Consider the following 25,594-nt stretch of genomic DNA (forward strand, 5'->3'; position numbering starts at 1 on the left):
AAAATGTCATGAGCAGAATAAAAATAATACCAGCCATCGATACCATAAAAGGGAGATGTGTGCGATTAACAAAAGGAGATTACGATACCGAAAAAGTATATAGTGAAGATCCGTTGCAGGTAGCTAAAGACTTTGAAGAATTAGGAATTACCCGTCTGCATTTGGTCGATTTGGAAGGTGCGAAATCAGGACATATTTGCAATTCGGAAGTATTACGAAGAGTGGCTTCCGGAACCAATCTGAAGATTGATTTTGGTGGAGGAGTGAAATCAGATGAAGATATTGAATTGGCTTTTCAGTGCGGAGCGAATCAGGTTACAGGTGGCAGTATTGCTGTTTCGAATCCTGAACTGTTCGAAAAATGGATGGGTAAATATGGAGCGGAAAAAATGATTCTGGGAGCTGATGTTCGAAACGAAATGGTTTCAATATCTGGTTGGAAAAAAGATTCTGATTATCATTTGTTCAAATTTTTAGAGAATTATCAGAGAAAAGGCGTAAAAACAGTAATCTGTACAGATATTTCGAAAGATGGAATGCTGCAGGGGTCCGCTGTTGAGTTGTATCAATCTGTAATGAAAGAATTTCCTAATTTAGAACTGGTTGCAAGCGGAGGTGTTGGCAACATCGAAGATGTTCGTATTTTGAATGAGATTGGCTGTTGGGGAGTGATTATTGGCAAGGCGATTTACGAAAAGCGAATTGATATGAACGAATTGGTTAACGAATTTATCCTGTAATTATGCTATCGAAACGAATAATACCCTGTTTGGATGTAAAAGACGGAAGAACAGTTAAAGGCGTGAACTTTGTCGATTTACGAGACGCCGGCGATGCTGTTGAATTGGCTGCATATTACGCAGAACAAGGAGCTGATGAATTGGTCTTTTTAGACATTACGGCCACTCACGAAAAGAGGAAAACGCTTGTTGAATTGGTTCAGAAAGTAGCCAAAGAGCTAAATATACCATTTACTGTAGGAGGTGGAATTTCTACACCGGAGGATGTTGGCGTTCTGTTGAATGCCGGAGCTGATAAGGTATCCATAAATTCTTCAGCTGTTCGAAATCCAAAGTTAATATCAGATTTGGCTTCCCGATTCGGAAGTCAGTGTGTTGTTGTTGCTGTAGATGCCCGCTTTGCTGATGGCAAATGGGAAGTCTATTTGAATGGAGGAAGACTTGCTACGGGAATTGATTTGTTTGATTGGATTCTGGAAGCGGAGAGATTGGGTGCAGGAGAAATTTTGTTTACGTCAATGAATCACGATGGAACCAAGAATGGATTTGCAAATGAAACTTTGGCGAAGTTATCCGAGATGATCAACATTCCAATTATAGCTTCGGGAGGAGCAGGAAATATGGAACATTTTGCGGATACATTTACCGAAGGGAAGGCTGATGCCGCTTTGGCTGCCAGTGTTTTTCATTTTAAGGAAATAGAAATTCCCAATTTGAAAAATTACCTAAAGAGTAAAAATATACCAGTTAGAATATAAACGAACCACAATTACATAAAGATGAATTTTAAAGATCTGACAAATCAAATTGATTTCGAAAAAGGAGAAGGACTAGTGCCTGCAATTATTCAGGATGTTAAAACACAAAAGGTGTTGATGCTGGGATACATGAATAAGGAATCGTACGAAAAAACAATAGAGTCCGGAAAAGTGACATTTTTCAGCCGGAGTAAGCAAAGACTTTGGACTAAAGGAGAAGAAAGCGGTAATTTTCTTGAGATGAAAGATTTAAGCTTAGATTGTGATAATGACACTTTACTGATAAAAGTGGCTCCCGTAGGTCCGGTTTGTCACAAAGGCACGGATACTTGCTGGCAGGAAGAGAACAAAGCATCATCCATTGATTTTTTGCTGCAGTTGCAGCAGGTAATTACCGAGAGAAAGAAGAATTTGTCTGAGAAATCTTATACCGCAAGTCTTTTTAATAAAGGAATTAATAAGATTGCTCAGAAGGTAGGTGAAGAGGCCGTTGAGCTCGTGATTGAAGCCAAGGATGATAATAAAGATTTATTTATGGGTGAAGCTGCTGATTTGATGTTTCATTATTTAGTGCTTCTTGCAGCGAAAGATTATAAGTTGGAAGAAGTTGTAAGTTTGTTGGTAGAACGTCACAGTAAATAAAAATTTATCTGAACGAAAAAAAATGAGGGTGTCCGAAAAGTAAAGTTTCCCTTGGAAATGTCATGTTGAGCGAAGTCGAAACATCTGTTATTCAAACATAAAGATTTTTCGGCAAGCTCAGAATGACAATAAAATTGAACTTTTCGGACACCTTCTTAGTAGTATTTTAGAATGTGTTCAGATGAATTTTTTCTTTTTTGAGAAAAGTTTCATCACGACCTGCTTTTTCACCATCCTTATAGCCGATAGCAATAATGGCCAGTATTTTAACATTCTCAGGCATGTTCATCACTTCCTGAATATAAGATTCTGCCGATTTTTCTTCATTGTATTCTCTTTCTCGTATTTGAATCCAACAGGTTCCCAATCCCTCTTTTTCAGCTTGTAACTGAATAAAAGTGGATGCAATGGCACAATCTTCTATCCAAACATCGCTTTTATTCGCATCGCCCGCTACTACTATAGAACAAACTGCATTTTTTAGGAATCCAGCTCCAAGTGGTTTGCAGGCTGAAAGTTTTTCATTGATTTCCTTTTGGTCAACAATGATAAATTCACATGGATATGCACTTTTTGATGAGGGAGCCAATAAGGAGGCCTGCATGATGCGCTCAAGTTTTTCTGCTTCGATCGGTTTAGATGTAAATTTTCGAATGCTTCGTCGTTTGTAAAATAAGTCTAACATGAGTTTGATTTTTAGCTTCGTTCCAAAAGTAGGAATAAATGTTTTTTTTTCATCCTACTAAACCAGATTAGTACTGATGGTGTGGAGGAATTCAATTGTAAACTCCCGTAAATGTTGCAAAGTTCGGATTTTAATGCTGAAAATTATCCTTAGATTTGAAAATGGTAAAGGAATGATTTTGTCACTTAATTTTAACTAAAAATAAATATACTGCCTGCTATGAGAACAACATTACTAATCGTTTTGATGCTAACTGTTATTGCTTTGGGAAAGGCTCAGGATCAGGCAAGATCATATATGTGCTATAAAACTTCTAATCCAATAAATATAGATGGAGTCTTAAGTGATTCGGAGTGGGGAGATGTAAATTGGTCAGAATATTTTGTGGACATAGAAGGAGATAAAAAACCTTTGCCTGCCTATAAAACTCATGTTAAAATGGCGTGGGATGAGGATTATTTTTATGTGGCTGCAGAACTTGAAGAACCACATGTTTGGGGAAAGTTAAAACAACGCGATACAGTAATATTTTACGATAATGATTTCGAGGTATTTATTGACCCTCAGGGGGATAATCACAGATATTATGAATTTGAAATGAATGCATTAAATACCATTTGGGATTTAATGCTGGCAAAACCATATCGTGATGGTGCTCCTGCAATTAATGCATGGGATATAAAAGGATTAAAATCGGCAACAGCTATTTACGGAACAATAAATGATTCTTCGGACAAGGATGAGAAGTGGACATTGGAAATTGCTTTCCCTTGGGAAGTATTAAAAGAATGCGCTCCGGAACAGCGAAAGCCGAAAAACGGAGAACAATGGCGGGTCAATTTTTCTCGGGTAAATTGGGATGTAAAAGCGGAGAAGGGAACATACTCAAAATGTATTAATCCTAAAACAGGAAAAGCCTGTCCGGAGCACAACTGGGTGTGGTCTCCGCAAGGAGCGATTGCTATGCATCAGCCGGAAACGTGGGGCTATGTGCAGTTTTCAACAACAAAGGCAGGCAAGGGGAGTGATTTATTTATCACAGACGAAGATTATCCTTTAAAAAAAGAACTTATTAAATTGTATAAGCAGCAGAAGCAGTATTATAGCGAGAAAGGATCTTATCAAAAAGAATTAAAATCAACTTTCCCAATTCAGGTGGAAGTAACGAAAAAGCAATTTCTAATTTATGCAAAAGGAAAATCCGGGAAAACTTGGTATATCGATCATGAAAGTAAGTTATGGAGTGAATAAGAAAATTTGAGGGTGTCCAAAAAGTGGCGCCCTTTTTTTGTATTAAAATCCTATTTATCTTTAGAATTCTGAATCATTTAGCAAATTTAACATGTGCAGAACAAAATTAACCTCAAGGCTTTTAGCCTTTATTCTTCTGTTTTTTTCATGTAGTGTTCCTCTTGAATCAAAATCCTATAAAAACGGGCTTGTGGTAACGGCTCATTATTTGGCTTCCGAAGTTGGGAAGGAAATATTACAAAAAGGTGGAAATGCCTTCGATGCGGCTGTTGCCGTACAATTTGCATTGGCAGTTGTTTACCCAAGAGCTGGAAATATTGCCGGAGGAGGTTTTGCCGTTATCAGAACTTCCGGCGGAGATTATAATTCGCTGGATTTTAGAGAAACAGCACCAAAAGCTGCATATGAACAGATGTATTGCGATAAGGATGGAAATGTTAATTCTGATTTGAGTCAAAATGGGGATTTGGCTGTTGGAGTTCCCGGTACTGTAGATGGAATGATGAAACTTCATCAGAAATACGGTAGGTTGAGGTGGGGAGAATTGTTGGAACCGGCTATTAAACTCGCTGAAGAGGGCGTGGTTTTAAGTTTGTTGGAAGCAAATAAATTAAATGATTATCACGATCAAATACAAAAGCAAAACAAAGGGAAGAGTTTAGTTCCTTATTTAAGGGAAGGTCTTTTTAGAGAGGGAGATACCTTGAGTAATATTGCATTGGCAAGAACATTATCACGAATAAAAGCAAGTGGACGCAATGGATTTTATGAAGGGGAAACTGCTGGATTGATTGTTGCGGAGATGGAAAAGCATGGCGGTATTATTACTGCAGAAGATCTTCAAGGGTATCAATCGGTATGGAGAGTTCCTTTAATCGGAGATTATCGGGGACATAAGATCATTTCAATGCCTCCGCCATCAAGTGGAGGTGTGGCCTTAATTCAGTTGCTGAAAGGATGCGAGATGTACAACATGAATAAGTATAGTTTTGGATCATTTGAGCACATCCATTTAATGGTGGAATTAGAAAGACGGGTGTATGCCGATCGGGCTGCATGGCTTGGTGATCCCGATTATTATCAGGTTCCTGTTGATCGATTAATTAACGATGAGTATTTAGAGAATCGATTTGCAACTATTGAAATGGATAAGAAAACAAATTCGCAGGATATAAAAGCTGGAAGTGTTGAACTGATAGAGAGTTTTGAAACGACTCATTTTTCTATTGTTGATTCGGAAGGGAATGCTATTGCTGTAACTACAACATTAAATGGGAATTACGGAAGTAAAGTGATGGTTGAAGGAGGTGGTTTTTTTCTAAACAATGAAATGGATGATTTTAGCAGTAAACCTGGTTTCCCAAATCAGTTCGGATTGGTTGGTGGTGAGGCGAATGCCATTAAGCCCGGGAAGCGAATGCTGAGCAGTATGACACCTACAATTGTTGAGAAAAATGGAAAACTGTTTATGGTGTTGGGTTCTCCCGGAGGATCGACAATAATAACCTCAGTCTTTCAAAATATTATTAATAAAATTGATTTTAAGATGGATTCGCAGCAAGTTGTTGACGCGCCACGCGTTCATTCACAATGGTTACCTGATGAGGTTTACGCAGAAGCCGAAGCTCTTTCTCCAAAAGTTAAAAGTAAACTGGAAGAATTAGGTCATATTATTAAAATTCAGAACAAAATTGGAGTGATGGCCGATATTTTTGTTTCGGACTCGGGAGAATACATTGGTGTTGCAGATACTAAAAGGCATAAGGACAGCCGGGCGTCTGGCTATTAGTAAAAAAGGCAAATCTCATTTGAAATTTGCCTTTTTTGAACTTATGGTAATTGGGTTAGAAATTTATTCTTGTTTAAGCAGTAAAAAAATAATGGGAGGCCTGGATATCTTTTCTTAATCAGTAATAGCGACTTAATGAAACATGAAAAAGATAAACCTCAAAAAAGTGTCAGGATAGAAACGAGGTTGGCTCGTCCCATTAGTAATTTGCTACGTTTTAAAAGTAATAACTTTTTCAAAATATCAAACAGCTAAATAGGAATCACAGGCTTATTTTTTGTCAATCCAAATAAATGTAATGCCAATATTCAGTTAAAAATGTCGTTTGATTATTGTGAAACAAATTTCATTCCAGTAGATTTGTTGCTCATAAAAAAAGTAGAAGATGAGCCCAACATTCCCTCAAAAGGTAATAAAATATTGTCCCAAATGTGGTGGAGCGGAGTTTCTTTACAAAAGTGATAATTCATTTTTGTGTGAGAACTGTAATTTTCATTTGTATGTAAATTCCTCTGCTGCAGTCGCCGCGTTAATAGTTAACGATAAAGGAGAGTTGTTACTTGCCAAACGAGCTGTTGAGCCGCAGAAAGGAATGCTCGATTTACCAGGAGGCTTTGTGGATGTAATGGAAACTGCAGAACAGGCCCTTTGTCGTGAAATTAAAGAAGAGTTGAATTTAAAAGTTTCAGAATTGTCCTATTTTATGTCTTATCCAAACGAATATGTTTTTGGTGGATTATCTGTATTTACCTTAGATTTGGCCTATATTTGTAAAATTAATTCTTTTAACAAAATAAGTGCAAAAGATGACATATCTGGATTTAAGTTTTATGAGACAGAATCTATTCCTTATCAGGAAATAGGATCTGTTTCAATGAAGGAAATTGTTAAATCTTTTGTAAAAAAATACAAGCATGATATTTAAATATTTTAAAAACGTTTTTGTTCTTTCCATATTGTTACTTGGTGTTGTTTCCTCTTATAGTCAAAAAAGAGAGATAACCTATGAAGCTCAAGTGATGAGCCAGTTTTCCGATAAGGGCACCATGCCTTTTTGGTTGGTTAGTAATAAGTATGGTATTATACCAAATGAAAATAGTGGTGTTGTAAATTTGCGAATTTACAGTGATTCACATGTAAATAAACAAGGACTGAAATTTAATTATGGGACATCAATTATAGGAAGTCAAGGTGGAGAATCGGAGGTTTTTATTGATGAACTGTACGCTTCAGCAATATGGAATGGAGTAAGTGTTGATTTAGGAATGCAACATCGGGATGTGAAATTTGATGGTTTGTCTGCAACTAATGGTGATTTGCTTTATTCAGGAAATGCTAGAATGTATCCTGAATTAAAATTTCAGCTAAAGGAATTTCTTCCTGTAGCATTTACCAATAAATGGTTATGGGTTAAAGGTAGTTTTAGTAATGGAATTATGTATGATGACCGATATGTCAATCATACGAATGTACATCATAAAAATGCATTTTTAAGAATCGGAAAACAAGATGGTCTGTCTTTTACTATAGGATTGGATCACTATGCACAATGGGGAGGAACATCCCCTGTTTGGGGCGACTTAGGTGGTTTTGATGCGTTTGTAGATGCTGTTTTTGTAAGAGGAGGTAAAGTGTTAGTTGACGAAAACGGTAATGAATCAATTACAGAGAGTTACAATAAATCAGGAAATCATATCGGACAAAATATGTTTGAGTTCTCATATTCAACTTCGAAAATAGAATCGGTGTTGAGTTTTAAAAATATGTATGAGGATAAGTCAGGTGATTTTAAGCATCTCAATAAGGTGAAGGATTGGAATATGAGTTTTTTTCTTAAATTCAAAGAATCAAAATTGATTTCATCCTTTATTTATGAGTATTATTATACCAAAGACCAAGGGGGCTACAGTATTCGCCCCAATCATCCAATTGAACCGGTAATTGGCTTTGATGGGTACTTCTCTAATGGTGTTTTTCGGTCAGGCTGGACAAATCATCAACGAATTATTGGTTTGCCATTGTTTACACCATCTCTAAATGATGGTATGGTGAGTGGAATTACAAATAATGCTATTGTGGCTCATCATTTTGGAATTACCGGTTTTATAGGGAAATTGAAGTACAAAACACTGCTCACTTTTTCAGAGAACTATGGACAGGCATTGCTTGTAAATGATGGGCAGGGGAATCAGGAAGAAAACTATTCAAAAAGTTATACTCATCCAGATGGACTTTCTCAACAATCCTATCTCGTAGAACTGATTTTTCCAAAATGGAAAAAATTTCCTTTTGAAGTTTCAACAAGTATTGCATTGGATCAAGGGAAATACCTCGAGGAGAATGTGGGGTTTCAAATAAAGTTGTTGAAAAAAGGAATTATAACAGGAAAGAAAAGGTTAACTAGTAAATAATTTGAGTGGATGGTTTTAACATACTATATTGTAAAATTTCCTTATAAAATGGTTTGGAATTTTCTTAATTTAATTAAGAAAAGAACTGATATTGTATTTTATTGTGCCAATGAATTGGATTTGGAAATCTTTAAAAATGTACAAAGACATTTAAATCCAATTCCAGTTGTTGCGAAGAATCGTAGTCTTCAAAAGAAATTATTAAAAAAAGGCATTAACGCAAAGCTTATGCCTGTATTTCCGAAGGGTGTAATCATGTGTCGACAAGCCTGTTACTTATTCCCAGAATCGAAAATTGTGAGAATAGGGATCAGTCATGGGGCATATCATTTTAAACCTTTTGCCAATGTGAAAGGACATAATATGTTTAACCAATTTCATTTTACAAGTTCGAAAGAAGTTGAGGAAGCCCGATTGATTGGAATTACATCTGGGGTTGGCTTAGGTTTCCCGAAAATGGATGATGCTTTTAATGGTACTTACTCTGAAGAGGTTCTTGGTAAGTTGAAGGAGGAATTAAATATTGATCCTAATAAAAAGACTGTTTTGTTTTCAGCTACCTGGGATGGCTCGCAAATGTCAGCAGTTCACGAATGGTACAATAAATTATCTAATTTCACCAGTGAATACAATGTCTTGGTTACTCTTCATGTTTGGACTTCAAAAAAATACAAAAGTGTGATCAAGAATACTCCGGGAGTCAATTATATTGAGTCGCAAGATATTACGCCGTATATCATGATTTCGGATATTTGTGTTGGAGATACAAGTTCAATATTATCAGAAATGAGTGCTTTATACAAACCAATAGTTTCTTTTAAAGTCCCGTTTGTAAAAAGAACTGTTCTGGAAGTCCGGGAAATTATTAAATCGATTAGTTTTCAGATTGAGAAAGTTAGCGAATTGGATGAAATGTTAGAATATGCCTGCCAAAATATAAACCAAAAGGAAATTGGTCAAGAGGTAGCAAATAAACGAATGTTTGAAACATTAGATGGGCGGGCTGGAGAACGTGTGGCAAATAAAATTATTGAATTATTACCTGAATTGCGCATAGAAGAAGAGAAAACGATATTAAAACGTAAAATGCGTTATAATGTAAATCCTAAATATAATTTTCTTACAGAATTAATTGAAAGACTTCCGGATATTTTTGAAAAAGGAGGAACTTGTATTTATGAGGGGCGAAATACAATTAAAACGTTTAACTATGATGGTTTAATTGTGAATGTAAAATCCTTTAAAATTCCACATTTTATCAACAAAGTGGCCTATGCTTTTTTAAGAGGTTCGAAAGCCAAACACTCGTATGATTATGGAACGGAAATTATTCGAAGAGGTGCATCCACTCCTGAACCAATAGCCTATTTGGAGTTGCTTAAAAATGGGTTGTTTAACAAGAGTTATTATGTTTCCATACATTATCCGTATGATTTTATGATAAGAGACTTGATTGGATTTGAATTTCCAGATAAGGATAATATTTTGCGTCAATTTGTAACTTATACATATGAGAAACTTCACAAAAATGGTATTTTTCACTTAGATTACTCTCGAGGGAATATTTTAATTAGGAGGATACAGGATGGAAAATACGATTTTAGTATTGTAGATATTAATCGACTGAAATTTTTAAAACTAAACTATCTTAAAGGACTTAGTAATTTTTCTCAGATTTGGGCTGATGATGAGGAGTTAGAGATTATTGCGCGTGAGTATGCTCGAATAAATAATAGAAATGAAGATGAGGCTGTTCAATTGTTAATCAAATTTGATACTGCTCACAAAACTAAAATTAATCGAAAGAATGCATTGAAGACAGTATTTAAAAGAAGTGTAAAGGGTGATAAATGTTGAATTATTATGATGAAATATTTTTAAGAGAAAATAATTTACTTGATGATCGTTTGTTTATTTCACAAATAACACCACTTGAAATTATTGAGCAGATTGAATCTTTTTTTAGTAATAAATCCAAGTGCATGGCTAATGTTTAAGTGAGCACATTTTTTTTGTAATAGCTTTTCATATACTGATAATATTTTGATACGGGTTTAACCTCTTAAGAAATCAAATAGAGATGGACTGCTAAAATTGATAACAATATAGACAGGAGTAAATTCGGTTATTATAGTTAGACGCACAAGAAAACTACCAAATCAGTTGCATTCCAAACTATAATATCTAGTTTTGTCAGCATGTAAATTGCAGATAATCTTGTTGGCCAATTGTGGACTGGATAATAATCAATGGGAATTTAATAATAAGATTTTGCGCTTTTTTATTATGAATTGATTGGTCATTTAATAAAATATTTTGTAGCTGTGGTTAAAAATATATTCTTCATTCATCGTTTCCACTTTAATCGGTCTTATTATAAGAGTGATGATTTTAACAGCCTTAAAGAAAAGGGATATAATGTGAAATATTTAGATTTGGTTAGTTTGCTTAAATCCTCAAGTCTTGAAGATACTTGCCCTCCCGATTTAAAAAAGGATGTAATTTATATTAAGAGTAAGTCCGAATTCCGTAATTTCCTTATCGCGAATAAGCAAGATAGTATTTTGGCAACCTGTGTAGGCTTACAAGTTAATAGTGCTTGGTTTTATCGAATCATAAGTAAGGCTGAAATTCCTTATGTATTTCTTGATGTAAACTTTTTCCCAAAATTGAGTTCTAAAAACAAAATTAAGAGCATTTCAACTCGAATAAAAAGGTATTTTGAAAAGATATCTCCTATTTATTTACTGCATAAATTTATAAGAAGTATAGATTTTTATTATACGTTACTATTGCTTAAACCCACAGTGGCAGTATTACATGTGAAATCGCCGATTCGAAGTCGAATTTTGAAGATTTGTAATGATCAAACTATATTTATAAGAACCACTTCTAGTGATTGGAACACAGCACATGATGCTTCAAATCAAATTATTGAAGATAAAAATTATTTGGTTTTTATAGATCAATATATTCCGTATCATCCCGATTTTGTCTCAAGAGGTATTGATTTAAAGTTTACTCCTGAAGAGTATTACAATGAATTAAATATTGCTTTGCAAGAGATTTCAACAAAAACAGGATTAAAGGTTCTTATCGCAGCCCATCCGCGTAGAGTGGGGAAGAACGATTATAATTTCCCGGTGAGTTCTAATAATACAGCTAGTCTTGTAAAATATTCAAAACTAGTAATTGCACATTACTCAACGGCAGTTAATTTTGCGGCAGTCTACAATAAGCCTTTGGTTTTTTTCACATCAGAACTTCTTAATAGAAGCTATATTGGGACAAGTATCAGCGATATGGCACATACATTTAATAAAGAACCTTTAACTATTTCTAATGAAATTTTGGGGAAAATTAATTTGGATGAGTTGATGAGAGTTGAGAAGGAGGTTTATACGAAATTTATTCAAGAAAATCTTTCGCCTCCAGAGTCAAATTCCTCTAGTATTGGAATACTGATACACGATTTAATTAAATAGAGGGAGTACAAAATAAATTTAATAAACGGTTTAAATATTATCTCTGTTCAATATTTTATATTTTAGCAAAAAGATAAATGGACAAAGTTAACTTGTAATATGTGATGGTTATAAATTGTATTACATGTGCCAATATATTCAAAGAAAATAATAGATGAAATCAGTAGCAATCATTCCACTTAGAAAAGGATCAAAAGGAATTCCAGGAAAGAATAAAAAAAAGATTTTGGGCCGACCACTGTATCAATGGTGCTTAGGAGCTGCTATTTTTTCAGATTTGGATGAGGTTTATGTATTTACAGATGATGAGGAAATAATCCAACAAGTAGAAAGTGAATACTCGTGGACTCCTAAAGTGAAAGCTTTATTACGTAGTGAGCAAAGTGCAACAGACGTAGCAAGTACCGAAGATGCAATGCTTGAATTTGCGGAAAAAATTCAATTGGATTTTGATATAATCTGTTTGCTTCAGGCAACCTCCCCATTAACTACAAAAGAAGATATTAACAACACTCTTTTTAAAATTTCAAAAGAAAAGTTTGATTCGGCCTTAACAGTTGTTCGAACCAAAAGGTTTATTTGGAGCGAAAAGGGGGAAAGTTTAAATTATGATCACTTTAATCGTCCACGACGTCAGGACTTTGATGGATTGTGTATTGAAAATGGGGCAGTTTATGCATCAAGAAAAAAGCATTTTTTAGAAGGGAAAAATAGATTAGGCGGATCGATTGGTATTGTTGAAATGCCAGAGGATACACTTACTGAAATTGATGAAGTAAGTGATATGTTGATAATCGAAAAATTATTATTGAATCGACTAAATTCACACAAGTTAGATCCCAAGAAGATTGAATTATTAGTTCTCGATGTTGATGGTGTTTTCACAGATGGAAAAGTAGGTGTTTCTGAAAATGGTGAACTTTTTAAAACCTTTTCCCTTAGAGACGGAATGGGATTGGAAAATCTTAGAAATAATGGAGTTGAAGTTGTTGTAATGACATCTGAGAATTCACCTATTGTAGAAAGGCGTATGATTAAATTAGGTATTCAAAATCTATATATGGGAGTGAAAGATAAATACTCACGTCTTAATAAGATATTATCTGATAAAGGTTTACAACGCAATAGTGTGGCTTATTTAGGAGATGATATAAACGATTTGGTCAATCTAAACTCTGTTGGATGGGGATTTTGTCCAAATGATGCAGTTTTATCAGTTAAACCATATTGTGATTTTATTTTGGTTAACAGAGGTGGAGATATGGCTATTCGGGAAGTCACAGAGTTTATTATCAAGTATAATCAAAGGTTTAGATAAAAATTAATATTTAGTATATGAAGATAGCAAAGGTTATTGCAGAAATTGGATGCAATCATAAAGGGGATATGGAAATTGCCAAAGAGTTAATTAAAGTGGCAAAAATTTTCTGTAATGCTGATGTCGTGAAGTTTCAAAAAAGACATAATAAAGAATTGTTGACAGAGGAACAATATAATGCGCCACATCCTAATCCGGCTAATTCCTATGGAGACACTTATGGAGCACACCGCGAGTATTTGGAATTTTCTCTAGATCAAAATAGGGAATTAAAAGAGTATTGTGAAGAATTGGGCATAGTTTATTCTACTTCAACATGGGATCTTACATCCGCAAAAGAGATTGCAAGTCTTAATCCGAAATTAATTAAAATTCCTTCAGCTTGTAATAATAATTATGAAATGTTAGGCTGGTTATGTGAAAATTACACCGGAGAAATTCATGTATCCACGGGAATGACACGTAAAGATGAGATTGAGGATTTGATTTGTTTCTTTGAGAAAAAGGGAAGAAACCAGGACGTGGTATTGTATGCTTGTATATCAGGTTATCCTGTGCCGTTCGAAGATGTATGTCTTTTGGAAATTAGCAGGCTCAAAGAAAATTATGCCAGTCGTGTTAAGGAAATTGGTTTTTCAGGCCACCATTTAGGTATTGCCGTTGATGTTGCAGCCTTCACATTAGGAGCAACGTGGATCGAAAGACATTACACTTTAGATAGAACATGGAAAGGAACTGATCACGCTGCGTCATTGGAACCTGCTGGTGTTCGAAAATTAGTTAGAGATCTTAAAGCGGTTCAAAAGGCATTGAATTATAAAAGTGAAGATATTTTGGATATTGAAAAGGTTCAGAGAGAGAAACTAAAGAATAAAAAATAATTTTGACGAAATTGTTGTCATACTTAAGTTATACCCCTATTCAATTTGAGTAGGGGTATTTATTTTACATGTCGTGCGTTTTTTTCTTAAAAATCTGTTCCCCCAACACCAAATCTCCTTCAAAAGTAATTTTGATATTGGATTCATGCCCCTCAACAATGAAGATGGCTTCTGTTGGTAGATATTTCAATACAACACCACAATCATCTGTTGCCACAAAATCCGGATCTTTTAAAGCAATTTCGTAAGCCGATTTAATCACATGGTACGAGAAGGCCTGTGGCGTTTGTGCTCTCCTTAAAAAAGTTCTTTGTGGAACAGAAACTATTTTGTTTTTCTCATCAATTTCAAAAATGGTATCAACTGTTGTGATAGCAACAGCAACTGATTTTCCGGCATTAAGTTCTCGAATTACATTAGAGATAATTTCGCTGGATACAAAGGGGCGTACTGCATCATGAAAGATTAAGTTGATATTTTGTTCTTCTTGATATGCATGAATAGCAGCGAGACTTGAATCACTTCTTTCTTTACCTCCCGGTAAAATGTGCCTCACTTTTTTGAAGTTATTCTCTCTCACAATGCATTCAACTTCATCAATAAAATCGGCATGAATAATGACGCAGATTTCGTCTGTTTGAGGATGATTTTCAAACGCTTCAATAGAATGCTGAATAATTGGTTTTTCTCCAAGAATCAGGAATTGTTTAGGTAATGATCCTCCCATACGTTTTCCACTTCCTCCGGCCAATATAACAGCTACATTTTTCATGTGATTATAATTTGTTTTTATTTGCCATATGGAACTCCCCAATTACACTCATCCACCTTTGTGTAACACTTTTTACCTGGTCGTTTCATCTGTTTATAATTTTTATTCAGTTGTCAGATGGAACTTACCATTTGCAAATAATTATCCCCATTGTGAGTTAATAATTATTTACTTACGGACGTTTCATATTTCTGATATCAATTAACGTCTCGAAATTACAATTAAATCGGCGTTTTAAAAAGCAAAAAAGAACCGCTCCAAATGGGAGCGGTTTATTTTTTTTGAAGAGTAGGGGAGTTGTATTTTAGTAGAACTGCCCTTTGCAATCTCATTTCTGAGGTCTCATCTTTAAAGTTTATTTGAAAATATCGTATTCTCCTACATCGGAAAGAATTTCATATCCATCTTCAGTCACTAAAACGGTATGTTCAAATTGAGCCGATAATTTTTTATCAATCGTGCGTGCTGTCCAACCATCTTTTTCATCAACAATGGCTCTTGGTTTACCGAGATTAATCATTGGTTCAATGGTGAAAATCATGCCTGCTTTCATCTTAGGGCCGGAATTCTTGGGAGCGATATGTTCAACCTGAGGTGCTTCGTGAAAGTCGACACCAACACCATGACCACAAAATTCGTAAACGACACTGTATTTTTTCCCTTTCGCAAACCTTCCAATCATGAATCCGATGTTGCCAAAGTAGTTGCCTGGTTTCACTTGCTCAATTCCCAAATACAAAGCATGCTCGGTATCTTCAACCAATTTTGCAGCTTCCTGAGAAACCTCACCAATGGTATACATGGTACTGGTATCACCATAGTAACCATCCAGAATTGTAGTTACATCAATATTCAGAATATCACCATTTTTAAGAATGGTTTTTTCATCCGGAATACCGTGGCAGATCACATCATTTAAAGAAATACAACATGATTTTGGAAAACCATGATAATTCAGAGGCGCAGGTATTGCACCATTATTTCGAATGTAGTCTTCAATCAACTGATTTAAGTATTCTGTGCTAACTCCTTCTTTAACGAAATCGCTAATATATTTTAGAGTATTTCCGGCTAGCTGAGCACTTTTTCGAATCCCCTCAATTTGCTCCGGAGTTTTAATAATTATTTTACTCATAATTTTGTGTTCGCAACAACCTGATTGTTTTGCATATTTAGAAAGGCAAAGGTCTGCATAGAAATTGAATTATGCAAATCAAATAAGGTTCAAATTTCAGGTGATTTATTAATCCGACCGAGTTGGATATCTGGTGAAGTTAACGCTGTCAGGAGCTTCGAACTCATACCACTTAAATCAATCATCAGGTTTGACATGACTTCAGTTTTTAGTTAACTGACTACTAAGCGCCGGTTACTAATTACTTTTTCGATTATTCAAAGAGGTCGTAAGCGAATTCGGCTTATTAATCGTTTTCGAGTTGCTTTTTAAATTCATCTAAATGAGACAGAGTCTCTTCGTCGAGGCTCGGTTCCACCATATCTTTGTAAGATTGTAAACTTTTAAGTATTGTTTCAGCAACAATCAACCTGGCGGTTGCTTTATCGTCAGCAGGAACAACATACCAGGGAGCACAATCTTTCGATGTACGATTGATAGCATCTTCGTAACATTCCTGATAAGCACTCCACGACTTTCGTTCTTTTAAATCATCTTTGGAAAACTTCCAGTTTTTTTCTTTTCGGCGAAGTCTTCGAAACAATCTCTTTTTCTGTTCATCTTTTGAAAGGTGCAAAAAGAATTTTAAAATAATGGTACCACTCTCGGCAATGTGCTCTTCAAAATTAACAATCCGTTCCATGCGCTTGTGATAAAAGGCATCGTCCAAATCGTTAAGACTGGTAACCGAAGGAATGTTTTCGCCTAAAATATATTCCGGGTGTACCCGTGTAACCAAAACATTTTCGTAATGGGTGCGGTTAAAAACACAAATTTTGCCCCTTTGCGGCAACGCAATGTAATGCCGCCACAAAAAATCATGTTTTAATTCCGCAGAAGTAGGAGTTTTAAAACTATGTACCACAACACCTCTGGCGTTTACATCTTTAAACACTTCTCTCACCAAACTATCCTTTCCAGATGTGTCCATTCCTTGCAGACAAATAAGCATATTGTATTTTCCATGCGCATACATGGTGTCCTGCAATTCGCTGATTTTTTTGCGGATGTGCTTTAATTTTTTCTTAGCATCATTAATTTCTTTGAAAGTGTCTGTTTTTGCCAAGCTTATTTTTTTCGAGATTTTATATTGATCGATATTCATAGGGAAGTTTATATTCAATTAAAAATAAGTATTTTTAGTGGCTTATAAAATTAATATTTATTTGGAATTGTGAGCTTACTTGCGCTGTTTTGATGGTATTCAGTTTAATTGTTATGCTTTGTGCATGAGGTTTTGTTCCTATAAATAAATATGATAAATTTTCCCGGTACTATTTTAAAAGTACAATCAATATTAATTACACTTTTGATATGATGAAATTTGTTAGAATATGTTTTGTTTTCTCCTTTTTGATAACAACTTACAGCCTTGCCAAAGGGCAATATTTTAGTACGGGACAAGACCCTGCTTCCATAAACTGGAAACAAATTAATACGAAGGATTTTCAAATTATATTTCCTGAAGGTTATGAACAAAAGGCCGGATATATGGCAGCCATTTTTCAGGATTTACTTTTAAAGGGAGGGAAGGATCTTCAACATCAACCTAAAAAGTTTTCTGTTGTAGTACATACCCAAAGTGCAACCACAAATGGTATGGTAGCATGGGCTCCGAAGCGAATGGAGGTTTATAATACTTCGGCACCCGATAATGATGCTCAGGTTTGGATTGATCATGTAACAACGCATGAATACCGGCATGTTATTCAGATGGATAAATTAGAACAAGGATTTACGCGCTTCTTGAACTATGTATTTGGTCAGCAATCTACCGTAGTTGTGGTTGGGCTGTATTTACCTCCCTGGTTTTTGGAAGGCGATGCGGTTTGTACTGAAACAGCTTTAAGCGAATCGGGACGGGGACGTCTGCCGTTTTTCGAGCAGGAACTGCGGGCTCAATTGATTGAAAAAGGAAACTATTCTTACGATAAAGCAATCAACGGATCGTATCAGGATTATGCAACCGATCGTTACAAATTGGGTTACTATTTGGTTGGTAAAGCAAGAATACATTACGGAGATGAATTGTGGGAAAAATCACTGAATCGGGTTGGGCGAAGACCTTTAGGGATTACAAGTTTTGCTGATGGAATTAAGCAGGGAATGAATGCAAATCGCGATGCCGTATTTGATTCTTTATCCGAAAAGCAAAAAGAGATTCTTGCCCAAGGAATAAAGGTAGAGGATATTGATTGGGAACAGGTAAAGGAGAAAAATACCCGGGCCGACGGCAAGCTGATGTTGTATTACGATACCATGAAGGAATTGCAATGGGAATGGGAAGTTCAGGATGCTCAATTGAATCTGACAGATTTTGAACCATTGGCAAATCGTGAGGAAATCTATACCAACAAACGCTTTCCCCATGTTAACGAATCGGGTGAAGTAATTGTCCTGAAAGAAGGTTTGGCAGATGCTGCTTATTTTGAGAGAATCAGTAAAGAAGGAAAACAAGAGAAATTGTTCGTTCCCGGATACGATTTTAATACTGGTTTCGATTACAAAAACGGAAAACTGATTTGGTCGGAACGAAAGGATCATCTGCGTTGGGAAAAAGCTGATAAAAGTGTCTTGGTAATTTATGATACCAAATCAAAAAAGAGAAGCAGGTTTAAAAACAGGAATTCTTTGTTTGCACCGGCTTTTTCAGAGGATGGGAAACGGATTGCAGCAGTGGAAACAGATGAGCTGGGCGATAATCATCTGGTAATTATCAACACGGAAAGTAAGCTGGAAGAGCAACGAATTGCAGCAGGGAAAGGTGAATTTGTTTTATCACCAAAGTGGAATGGAAACCAATCGATAGTATACATTTTATTGAATAAAGAAGGAAAGCAACTGGTATCTGTTGATTTAAATTCTGGAAACAGAACCTGCTTGTTTTCTTCTGGGAAACAGGAGATATCTCAGCTAGAGGTAAGCCATGACCATATCTTTTTTACAGCCGGATTTACAGGAATCGATAATGTTTTTGCTTTTGATAAATCAAGCGAAAAAATTTATCAGGTAACATCATCAAGGTTTGGTGCACGCGATCTTCATGCAAATGGAAACCAACTTTATTATTCCGATTACACATCCGATGGCTATTTGCCTGTAAAGACAGATTACCGGGTTAGTAATTGGAAAGAGTGGGAGGGTGATTATTCGTCATTCCCGTTAGCGGAAGGTCTATCTGAACAATTGGGCGAAAAATTGGCTCCTGATACAACAAATCTGGATCGTTTCGAGGTGAAGAATTACTCAAAATTGGGACATTTATTCAATTTTCATTCCTGGGCACCTCTGTTTATCGATGGGTTGGAACAGCAATTCGATATAGGCGTGTCGGCAGCCTCGCAAAATAAGCTGAGTACTTTGTTGACCACCGTAGGCTACAAGAAAGAACAGGGCTATAAAAACGGGCAGTTTTATGTGAACCTATCTTATCAGGGAATGTTTCCAATTTTCGATTCGAAACTGACTGTTGGTAATAAAGAAGCACAGTTTGCGACCCTTGCCGATCGAATTTATCCCCCTCAAAAAGACACAATACTAGTGCACCGCGCTCTAAAACAATGGGGCTGGGAGAATAGTATCAAGTTGCCGTTCGATCTTTCAGGAGGAAAATATTCCACACGGATTATTCCTAAGGTAACCTACAGTTTGGCAAAGCTGGCTAATATAAAATATACTGCTTTGGCTACGACCCAAACGAATCCATTAGGATTAGGAGAATATGATTTTGGCGATAAAAATATTACTCAGGAGATTATGGAGTATCAGATTTTTGCCTATAACATTGCAAAAACGGCTCCGCGCGATGTGCAGTACCAATGGGCGCAGGTGTTCGAATTCAACTATCGTCACACGCCTTTTGGAGACTCCAGATTGGGTGAAACATGGTCGGCCGAAGGGCACTTGTATTTCCCTGGATTTGTGAAGCATCATGGCATTAAATTGTATGGCGGATACCAAAACCGTTCCAGTTACAATTCCCGTTTTTCAAATACAATTAAGAGTCCAAGAGGGATGACTGATATTTACGGTGAGGATATTTTTTCGACAGGCTTTGATTATGCATTGCCTCTGTTTTACCCGGATTGGAATTTGGGACCATTGGCCTACTTTAAGCGGATAAAAATGAATGCTTTTATAGATTACGGATATCAGAAAGGAAAAGTATCAGATGTAAATCAGAATCTATTTGCCTATGATGATGCATTCACATCCTTTGGTGCTGAGCTAAGTACCGATTTGCATGTGCTTCGCTTTTCGGCTCCTGTCGATTTGGGTATTCGTGTCGGATATGAGGATCAAACGGGTAGCATGTTTGCGAATTTGTTGATATCCTTTTCGTTGAGTGCGTTTTAGTTTCCGTTTTGGATGAAAGGTTTTCAGTGGAGATGAGGGATTTTTGGTTGAGACGCAAAATTTTGCGTCTGTACGGTATTTCCTTTGAGATGAAAGATTTCCTCGTTGAGATTGAAAATCTTACGCTTGAGACGCAAGATCTTGCGTCTGTACGATATTATTTATGGAATTTATCTTCTTCCCATTTTTCGGGATTGTTCAGAATATAATCATGAATTCGTTGGTAAGCAATATCATTTCTGATGATATGATCGTGATAAAGAGATTGCCAGGCAAAGTTGATCTGGTGCAGTGCTGCATATTTTTTCACCCCAATTTTAAACCCGCGGACAATTGATGCCGGATTTTTGGATTGCGGCCCGAATTGGTTTTTTGTGGAGACAGAAGATCTTGTGTCTTTACTATGTTCTTCATCAGCTTTGTCAATCACAATTATGCCATGCACATGCATGGGCATTACCACAAGGGCATCCAGTTGCACAAAGGGGAAGTGTCCGGGTATAGCCATCCAAAAGGTTTCGGCCATTTTACCAATTTCAGATAGTTGCATTACCCCATTTACCACTTGCCCGAAAAAATGTTTCCTGTTTGCCGTACAGATGGTAACAAAATAGGGCGCATTTACTCCGTAATCCCAGCTTTGCAGGCGGGTGGTTTTTATGCGGTATTTGTTCTGGTATTTGTCCACAAGTAAAGCTTTTCTTTTCTATATTCCCTTGGGGCTTATGTGGTGTGAGAGGTGCGCCCCAACCATTTTTGCGACTTAATAAGCTGTTCTATTTTTGTCTTATCCATTTTGTCAATCAATGCAATGTCTACTTGTTTGCCAGCAGCCTTTATTCCAAACAATTCAGTCGATTAGGCTTTCGGGCTTTATTTTCTAATCTCTTGTACCCGATATAAATTATACAACTTTTTATTGTACGGATAATCCCAACATCCCATTCTATGGTAAATATTTCCACCAAATCCTTTCTTGTAAATATGAACTCCATGTAAAGGATGAGCCTGATTTAAATTAGGAGCAGAACCAAACATATCATATTCAGAACATCCCCATTCTTTTGCTATTCGTATCGATTCCCATTGCAAAGAATAGCTCGCCATTAAGTTATTTTTACAGGATGTAGATGCCCCATATAAATATGTTCCCCGTTTTTTTGATAAAACCAAAAACATTGATGAAAGAAAACTACCGCCAAAATCAGCCATTAACATTTTAACGCTTACTCCTTTTTTACTGTTGTCCTGATTTTTTAATATGGCAGCAAAGTATTCTTGATTTTGCAATGGCATGTTATGACGCATGGCTGTTTCTTGATACAATTTATACCATTGTCCAATATGATCAATACTATATTCAAGCACTCTGATTCCTTTCTTATTTGCTTTTCTTACGTTATACCTTGTATTGTATCTCATATTATTGAGCAAATCCTTCTCTTTTAAAGTCAAATCAAGAAAAAAGGTATTTTTTGGCAAATTGTCCTCTATGCTTTTGTGTAAATTCCAATTAGCCGTATTAAAATTTAGCCGGTATTCTTGAGTTGCACTTGGTGGTGGTCCTATCCAGTTTCCATGATTGTCAAAATACTCCTCTTCAAGCGCCCACTGATTCTCCCAAATCAAATCGTAACGAATAAAAATGCAATTTGGAGGAAGAAATGGTTTTATAGATTCAGATAATTGTTCTAAAAATAATCCTTGATTTTCAAACGCAGGTTCTAATTTTGGCCCGTATGGGATGTATGCAAAACAATTAACATTATCTACGTACTTGATTAAAACCAATAAATCTTCACTTTTTTTTTCCAAAGAGTTAGCTGTGCTAAATAATAAATCCTTTGAGATTGTCAACTCAAATCCCTTTGGAATAAATCCTTGATTTCTTTTTACGCGTGCCCAGAAAGGCGTTTGAGGTAATATATTTGTAGTCTTAAATTCTTCAATATCTTTCTTCTCTAAATTACAAATCATCCTTTTTTTGTTGCAAAATTAAATAATAAAATACTTAATAGGAAACGCCCGTGACAGGAATTTGTGACACACAAGGGGATGATTATTCCAGCATGGTAATCCCGAAAGCTTTCGAAACCCTATCACAACTAAAAACAAATTGTAATTATATTGAAATGAAAGATTTTCAGTGGAGATAAAAAATCTTGCGCTTGAGACGCAAGATCTTGCGTTTGTGCGATATTATTTATGGAATTTATGCTCGATGAATTTTACTTACATTTGCATCCTGAATTTGGTATTAGTACAAACAAAGCAGGTGGCATCTCCCTGCTGTGAAGTAAAAAGAAGGCCTAACAACAATTAATAGTTTGTGAGTATCCTTTCATGCTTCAATTAAAAGAATAAAAAAATGCAAAACGAAATTTTATGGCTGGTCATGTTGCTGGCAAACTTCCTGTTAATTATTTTAGCCTACCGCATATTTGGTAAATGGGGACTTATTATTTGGATTCCAATTTCTGTTATTGTTGCCAATGTTCAAGTTATTCAAACCGTTGAGCTTTTTGGACTTGTTGCAACTTTAGGTAATATCGTTTATGCCTCGTCGTTTTTAGTGACCGATATTTTGTCGGAAAATTATGGCAAAGAAGAGGCAAAAAAGGCTGTTTGGATAGGATTTTTCAGCCTCATTTCCATGACCCTATTAATGAATCTGTCCTTGCTTTTTATCCCGCTAGAAGGAGATGAGTTTGCAGGTATTGCGCACAAAGCAACCAATACAATATTTAGTTTAATGCCCCGCATAGCTATTGCCAGCCTTGCGGCATATTTACTTTCCCAACGGCATGATATTTGGGCTTATCATTTTTGGCGGAAACATTTTCCAAAAGACAAACAAATTTGGATACGCAATAATTTAAGCACATTTGTTTCTCAGTTTATTGATAGTACTGTTTTTGTACTTATTGCTTTTTGGGGCGTATTTGAAACTGCTGTGATGTGGGAAATATTTTTAAGCACCTATTTCCTGAAATTTATTGTTGCTGCAGCCGATACCCCATTCGTATATTGGGGCAAACGGATTTTCAAAAAAGAGAAGTTCTATTTAGATTGATGCCTTTATGAATAGCTTGTGGTGAAATTATTGCTTGAATAAACCGGCTTGGTTTAATAATTATCTCCTTGAGTATTGTGCCTTGTAGTTTTTGCTTTTAGCTGCAAGGAACGCGATACTACCGAAACGAAGTGGAGATCAGCGAAGCTAATCGCGCACCAGCAGGGTTCTGTCAGGCCTTCAGCCTTAAATTGTCATGCTCTGACTTATAGGCAAGCTGTAAATGTCAGGGTATGACTAGTATTGAATCGATGCTCCACATTTACAAACAAATCACGCCTAATAGACGTGATTCTTTATTCCCCATAACTTAATCCCGATCACTCGGGACCGTATACAGCCTGTCCCGATTTTTATCGGGAAGACCCGCTTAGTTTATGCTGAGCTTGCGAAGTATCTGGTGGTGTGAAAGCCTCTCCCTGCTAATGATTACTAGCGGGGCGGGCTATTCGATTATGCATAGTTTTTTATTCTATTATTAAGCTTTTATACTTTGGATATTTCACAGAGTATTTCAAATTAAATTCTTTTTCCTCAGACGGTTTTAGGGTAAACTCCCACTTAACTTCACCTGTTTCTTTGTTTTGTTTTCCTCCTGATAGATTTTGAATATCTACCTCGATTTCTTCAAGTTTGGAGATTGGAACTTGGTCAAGAACTATCATATTTATTTCTTGACTTTTATTATTCCTGATTATTGTTAACCAAGACTTAGTTTCTTCTTTCTTTGAACCTAAGAATTGTCGGGTTGTAAAGTCTTTTAAATTTTTACGGCTGACACTTACATTTTTGTCTTTTCCTAATGAAACTTGTAGGGTGTCAGATGCAAACCTGACATCAATTAATGATTTTCCGATATAAGTTTCTTCGAAAAATATGTTCGCTTCTCCTTCTAACAAATTGTATTTTTCCCAGTCTGTGATATTTGCAATTAAGAAAGCATCACTGTTAATTTTGGGAACAGAATAATATTGATAATAGGCAGGAACTTGATAAACAGCCATATCAACAGAATAACTTTTATTATCAGATTTCACAGAATAAGGTGTTTTAATTTCAAAATCAACGGTGGTCTGATTTTCTGTTTTTTGAAATGGTACTGCAATACTCTCTGATTCTCTACTTTTCATTCTGGAATTTCCTTGAACCGAGACTCCGGCGAGTCTACCTTGAAGTGCACCTTCATAATCAGTATCTCCCTGAACACCATATGCAACAGTAACAACTTCATCAAGAGCTAAAAATTCTTCTTGCATTTTTACATTAATTACTGAACTTGTTATTGGTAATGTTTGTGTTTTAAAACCTATAAATGAAAAGCTTAAATAATCTGTATTTGTTGGTATGGTAATGGAGTACCTCCCGTTTATATCGGTCACAGCTCCAATTGTTGTTTCTGGAACCATGACAGTTGTTCCCGGTAATGGTTGGTTCTCCTGGTCAACAACTTGTCCTGTAACGGAATTTATTGATGTATTATAAACAGGTGGGAAATTATTATAATCTAAATAGTAAGTTTTTAATTCAGGAGCAACTCCAGAGGTCGTGGGATTGGATGATGAGAATTTTAATTTGACATTATTCCAGTCAATTTTGGTGTCTTGCCTAACATTCGCTTTGTATATTATTTCAACAGGGTCATTAATTGATTTTGCACGAATATCGTATGTTGGATACCAACCGGCATTTTCCACTAAATAAGAAATTTCAATTGATGCAGAAGTTTTTGTTTTAGCTTCAACTTTAACTAAAATTTCTCCCATTGGAAATTCCTTTTTACTTGAACTTGTATTTAATTGGTTTTCAAGATTGTTTTTTTGTTCATTTAGTTTTTCTAGTGTCTTATTTCTTTCAATTTTTTTCAACATCAAGTCCGTGAGTTGAGTACTATAAAATTCAGAAGTCTCTTTTAGGTTTGCGACACTTAATTCACTGTTTTTACCCCCAATTACTCTATTGTCTTTTAAGAAATTTAGTTGTTCATTTAGTATAGATAAATGAGTTTGTTCTAATTCTATTTTTGAATCAAGGTCATTTATTTTTGATTCTATGATTTTAACGTCTTCTGATTTTTCAAGCTCGTCTAAAAAATTTTGTTGATGATTGACAGACAAAACAGTAACATCTCCATTTGCTTTAACCTGAACACTTTTGGCATCAATAAAAGGAGATAGGTTATTAAATTTGAGTACTGTTTCACCTTGAGTGTGTATTTCGGTGTATATGTGCCACCCATTTCGGTGATGTTGTGCCACTAAA

Annotated in this window: 20 protein-coding genes; 13 read left to right on the plus strand and 7 right to left on the minus strand. The window is 35.7% G+C overall.

Annotation, left to right across the window (positions count from 1 at the left end; translation table 11 throughout):
• The first annotated feature begins 8 nt into the window (after positions 1-8).
• Genes hisA through hisIE form a run of 3 tightly spaced genes read left to right on the plus strand, consistent with a single transcriptional unit; the run spans position 9 to position 2,140 of the window.
• The gene (gene hisA, locus QUH73_RS19360) at positions 9-740 is read left to right on the plus strand and encodes a 1-(5-phosphoribosyl)-5-[(5-phosphoribosylamino)methylideneamino]imidazole-4-carboxamide isomerase (protein ID WP_289532093.1); all 732 of its coding nucleotides are present in this window, start codon (positions 9-11) and stop codon (positions 738-740) included.
• A gap of 2 nt (positions 741-742) precedes the next feature.
• Positions 743-1,498, plus strand: a complete 756-nt coding sequence (hisF, locus tag QUH73_RS19365; RefSeq protein WP_289532094.1) for an imidazole glycerol phosphate synthase subunit HisF — start codon at positions 743-745, stop codon at positions 1,496-1,498.
• Positions 1,499-1,519: 21 nt separating this feature from the next.
• Complete coding sequence (gene hisIE / locus QUH73_RS19370) at positions 1,520-2,140, plus strand: bifunctional phosphoribosyl-AMP cyclohydrolase/phosphoribosyl-ATP diphosphatase HisIE (protein ID WP_289532095.1); 621 nt, start codon at positions 1,520-1,522, stop codon at positions 2,138-2,140.
• 166 nt (positions 2,141-2,306) lie between these two features.
• Here the strand turns inward: hisIE and QUH73_RS19375 are convergent, their stop codons facing one another.
• Positions 2,307-2,825: a nitroreductase family protein gene (locus QUH73_RS19375; protein WP_289532096.1), complete on the minus strand. Its 519-nt coding sequence runs from the start codon at positions 2,823-2,825 to the stop codon at positions 2,307-2,309.
• Positions 2,826-3,044: 219 nt separating this feature from the next.
• Here QUH73_RS19375 and QUH73_RS19380 point away from each other — a divergent pair, with 219 nt between their 5' ends.
• The 8 genes from QUH73_RS19380 to QUH73_RS19415 all read left to right on the plus strand — a co-directional run bounded on the left by QUH73_RS19380 (position 3,045) and on the right by QUH73_RS19415 (position 13,960).
• The gene (locus tag QUH73_RS19380; RefSeq protein ID WP_289532097.1) at positions 3,045-4,076 is read left to right on the plus strand and encodes a carbohydrate-binding family 9-like protein; all 1,032 of its coding nucleotides are present in this window, start codon (positions 3,045-3,047) and stop codon (positions 4,074-4,076) included.
• Positions 4,077-4,167: 91 nt separating this feature from the next.
• The gene (gene ggt, locus QUH73_RS19385; RefSeq protein WP_289532098.1) at positions 4,168-5,865 is read left to right on the plus strand and encodes a gamma-glutamyltransferase; all 1,698 of its coding nucleotides are present in this window, start codon (positions 4,168-4,170) and stop codon (positions 5,863-5,865) included.
• A gap of 385 nt (positions 5,866-6,250) precedes the next feature.
• Positions 6,251-6,790 carry an NUDIX hydrolase gene (locus tag QUH73_RS19390; protein ID WP_289532099.1) on the plus strand — a complete coding sequence of 180 codons (540 nt, stop codon included), beginning with the start codon at positions 6,251-6,253 and terminating at the stop codon, positions 6,788-6,790.
• Positions 6,780-8,276, plus strand: a complete 1,497-nt coding sequence (locus QUH73_RS19395; protein ID WP_289532100.1) for a capsule assembly Wzi family protein — start codon at positions 6,780-6,782, stop codon at positions 8,274-8,276. The genes QUH73_RS19390 and QUH73_RS19395 overlap by 11 nt, the downstream gene beginning before the upstream one ends.
• Positions 8,277-8,285: 9 nt before the next feature.
• Positions 8,286-10,133 (plus strand): CDP-glycerol glycerophosphotransferase family protein, encoded by a 1,848-nt coding sequence (locus QUH73_RS19400; protein ID WP_289532101.1) that lies wholly within the window; start codon positions 8,286-8,288, stop codon positions 10,131-10,133.
• Between the two features lie 563 nt (positions 10,134-10,696).
• The gene (locus tag QUH73_RS19405; RefSeq protein WP_289532102.1) at positions 10,697-11,761 is read left to right on the plus strand and encodes a hypothetical protein; all 1,065 of its coding nucleotides are present in this window, start codon (positions 10,697-10,699) and stop codon (positions 11,759-11,761) included.
• A gap of 154 nt (positions 11,762-11,915) precedes the next feature.
• Positions 11,916-13,079: an acylneuraminate cytidylyltransferase gene (locus QUH73_RS19410; protein ID WP_289532103.1), complete on the plus strand. Its 1,164-nt coding sequence runs from the start codon at positions 11,916-11,918 to the stop codon at positions 13,077-13,079.
• A 17-nt stretch (positions 13,080-13,096) separates the two neighbouring features.
• Positions 13,097-13,960 carry an N-acetylneuraminate synthase family protein gene (locus tag QUH73_RS19415; RefSeq protein ID WP_289532104.1) on the plus strand — a complete coding sequence of 288 codons (864 nt, stop codon included), beginning with the start codon at positions 13,097-13,099 and terminating at the stop codon, positions 13,958-13,960.
• A 64-nt stretch (positions 13,961-14,024) separates the two neighbouring features.
• Here QUH73_RS19415 and QUH73_RS19420 read toward each other — a convergent pair whose 3' ends face one another.
• From QUH73_RS19420 to QUH73_RS19430, 3 genes are all read right to left on the minus strand, one after another.
• Complete coding sequence (locus QUH73_RS19420) at positions 14,025-14,732, minus strand: IspD/TarI family cytidylyltransferase (RefSeq protein WP_289532105.1); 708 nt, start codon at positions 14,730-14,732, stop codon at positions 14,025-14,027.
• Positions 14,733-15,087: 355 nt separating this feature from the next.
• The gene (map, locus tag QUH73_RS19425; RefSeq protein ID WP_289532106.1) at positions 15,088-15,867 is read right to left on the minus strand and encodes a type I methionyl aminopeptidase; all 780 of its coding nucleotides are present in this window, start codon (positions 15,865-15,867) and stop codon (positions 15,088-15,090) included.
• A 286-nt stretch (positions 15,868-16,153) separates the two neighbouring features.
• Complete coding sequence (locus QUH73_RS19430) at positions 16,154-17,011, minus strand: PPK2 family polyphosphate kinase (protein ID WP_289532107.1); 858 nt, start codon at positions 17,009-17,011, stop codon at positions 16,154-16,156.
• 209 nt (positions 17,012-17,220) lie between these two features.
• On the opposite strand from QUH73_RS19430, the gene QUH73_RS19435 reads away from it, so the two are divergent.
• Positions 17,221-20,262, plus strand: a complete 3,042-nt coding sequence (locus tag QUH73_RS19435; protein ID WP_289532108.1) for a hypothetical protein — start codon at positions 17,221-17,223, stop codon at positions 20,260-20,262.
• Positions 20,263-20,419: 157 nt separating this feature from the next.
• Here QUH73_RS19435 and QUH73_RS19440 read toward each other — a convergent pair whose 3' ends face one another.
• Both QUH73_RS19440 and QUH73_RS19445 read right to left on the minus strand, forming a co-directional pair.
• The gene (locus tag QUH73_RS19440; protein WP_289532109.1) at positions 20,420-20,950 is read right to left on the minus strand and encodes a transposase; all 531 of its coding nucleotides are present in this window, start codon (positions 20,948-20,950) and stop codon (positions 20,420-20,422) included.
• 185 nt (positions 20,951-21,135) lie between these two features.
• Positions 21,136-22,239: a lipid II:glycine glycyltransferase FemX gene (locus QUH73_RS19445; protein WP_289532110.1), complete on the minus strand. Its 1,104-nt coding sequence runs from the start codon at positions 22,237-22,239 to the stop codon at positions 21,136-21,138.
• Positions 22,240-22,630: 391 nt separating this feature from the next.
• Here QUH73_RS19445 and QUH73_RS19450 point away from each other — a divergent pair, with 391 nt between their 5' ends.
• Positions 22,631-23,335, plus strand: a complete 705-nt coding sequence (locus QUH73_RS19450) for a queuosine precursor transporter (protein ID WP_289532111.1) — start codon at positions 22,631-22,633, stop codon at positions 23,333-23,335.
• 467 nt (positions 23,336-23,802) lie between these two features.
• Here QUH73_RS19450 and QUH73_RS19455 read toward each other — a convergent pair.
• On the minus strand, positions 23,803-25,594 hold a 1,792-nt coding region (locus QUH73_RS19455), incomplete at its 5' end, for a DUF4139 domain-containing protein (RefSeq protein ID WP_289532112.1).

Origin of the sequence: Labilibaculum sp. K2S (assembly GCF_030372765.1) — a bacterium.
Lineage (GTDB): Bacteria > Bacteroidota > Bacteroidia > Bacteroidales > Marinifilaceae > Labilibaculum.

Coding starts and splice junctions, on each gene's coding strand:
- QUH73_RS19395 (WP_289532100.1), top strand. CDS start 6,780: ATGATATTTAAATATTTTAAAAACGTTTTTGTTCTTTCCATATTGTTA.
- hisF (WP_289532094.1), top strand. CDS start 743: ATGCTATCGAAACGAATAATACCCTGTTTGGATGTAAAAGACGGAAGA.
- QUH73_RS19375 (WP_289532096.1), bottom strand. CDS start 2,825: ATGTTAGACTTATTTTACAAACGACGAAGCATTCGAAAATTTACATCT.
- QUH73_RS19380 (WP_289532097.1), top strand. CDS start 3,045: ATGAGAACAACATTACTAATCGTTTTGATGCTAACTGTTATTGCTTTG.
- hisA (WP_289532093.1), top strand. CDS start 9: ATGAGCAGAATAAAAATAATACCAGCCATCGATACCATAAAAGGGAGA.
- QUH73_RS19410 (WP_289532103.1), top strand. CDS start 11,916: ATGAAATCAGTAGCAATCATTCCACTTAGAAAAGGATCAAAAGGAATT.
- hisIE (WP_289532095.1), top strand. CDS start 1,520: ATGAATTTTAAAGATCTGACAAATCAAATTGATTTCGAAAAAGGAGAA.
- QUH73_RS19450 (WP_289532111.1), top strand. CDS start 22,631: ATGCAAAACGAAATTTTATGGCTGGTCATGTTGCTGGCAAACTTCCTG.
- QUH73_RS19445 (WP_289532110.1), bottom strand. CDS start 22,239: ATGATTTGTAATTTAGAGAAGAAAGATATTGAAGAATTTAAGACTACA.
- QUH73_RS19415 (WP_289532104.1), top strand. CDS start 13,097: ATGAAGATAGCAAAGGTTATTGCAGAAATTGGATGCAATCATAAAGGG.
- QUH73_RS19420 (WP_289532105.1), bottom strand. CDS start 14,732: ATGAAAAATGTAGCTGTTATATTGGCCGGAGGAAGTGGAAAACGTATG.
- QUH73_RS19430 (WP_289532107.1), bottom strand. CDS start 17,011: ATGAATATCGATCAATATAAAATCTCGAAAAAAATAAGCTTGGCAAAA.
- ggt (WP_289532098.1), top strand. CDS start 4,168: ATGTGCAGAACAAAATTAACCTCAAGGCTTTTAGCCTTTATTCTTCTG.
- map (WP_289532106.1), bottom strand. CDS start 15,867: ATGAGTAAAATAATTATTAAAACTCCGGAGCAAATTGAGGGGATTCGA.
- QUH73_RS19390 (WP_289532099.1), top strand. CDS start 6,251: ATGAGCCCAACATTCCCTCAAAAGGTAATAAAATATTGTCCCAAATGT.
- QUH73_RS19435 (WP_289532108.1), top strand. CDS start 17,221: ATGATGAAATTTGTTAGAATATGTTTTGTTTTCTCCTTTTTGATAACA.
- QUH73_RS19400 (WP_289532101.1), top strand. CDS start 8,286: ATGGTTTTAACATACTATATTGTAAAATTTCCTTATAAAATGGTTTGG.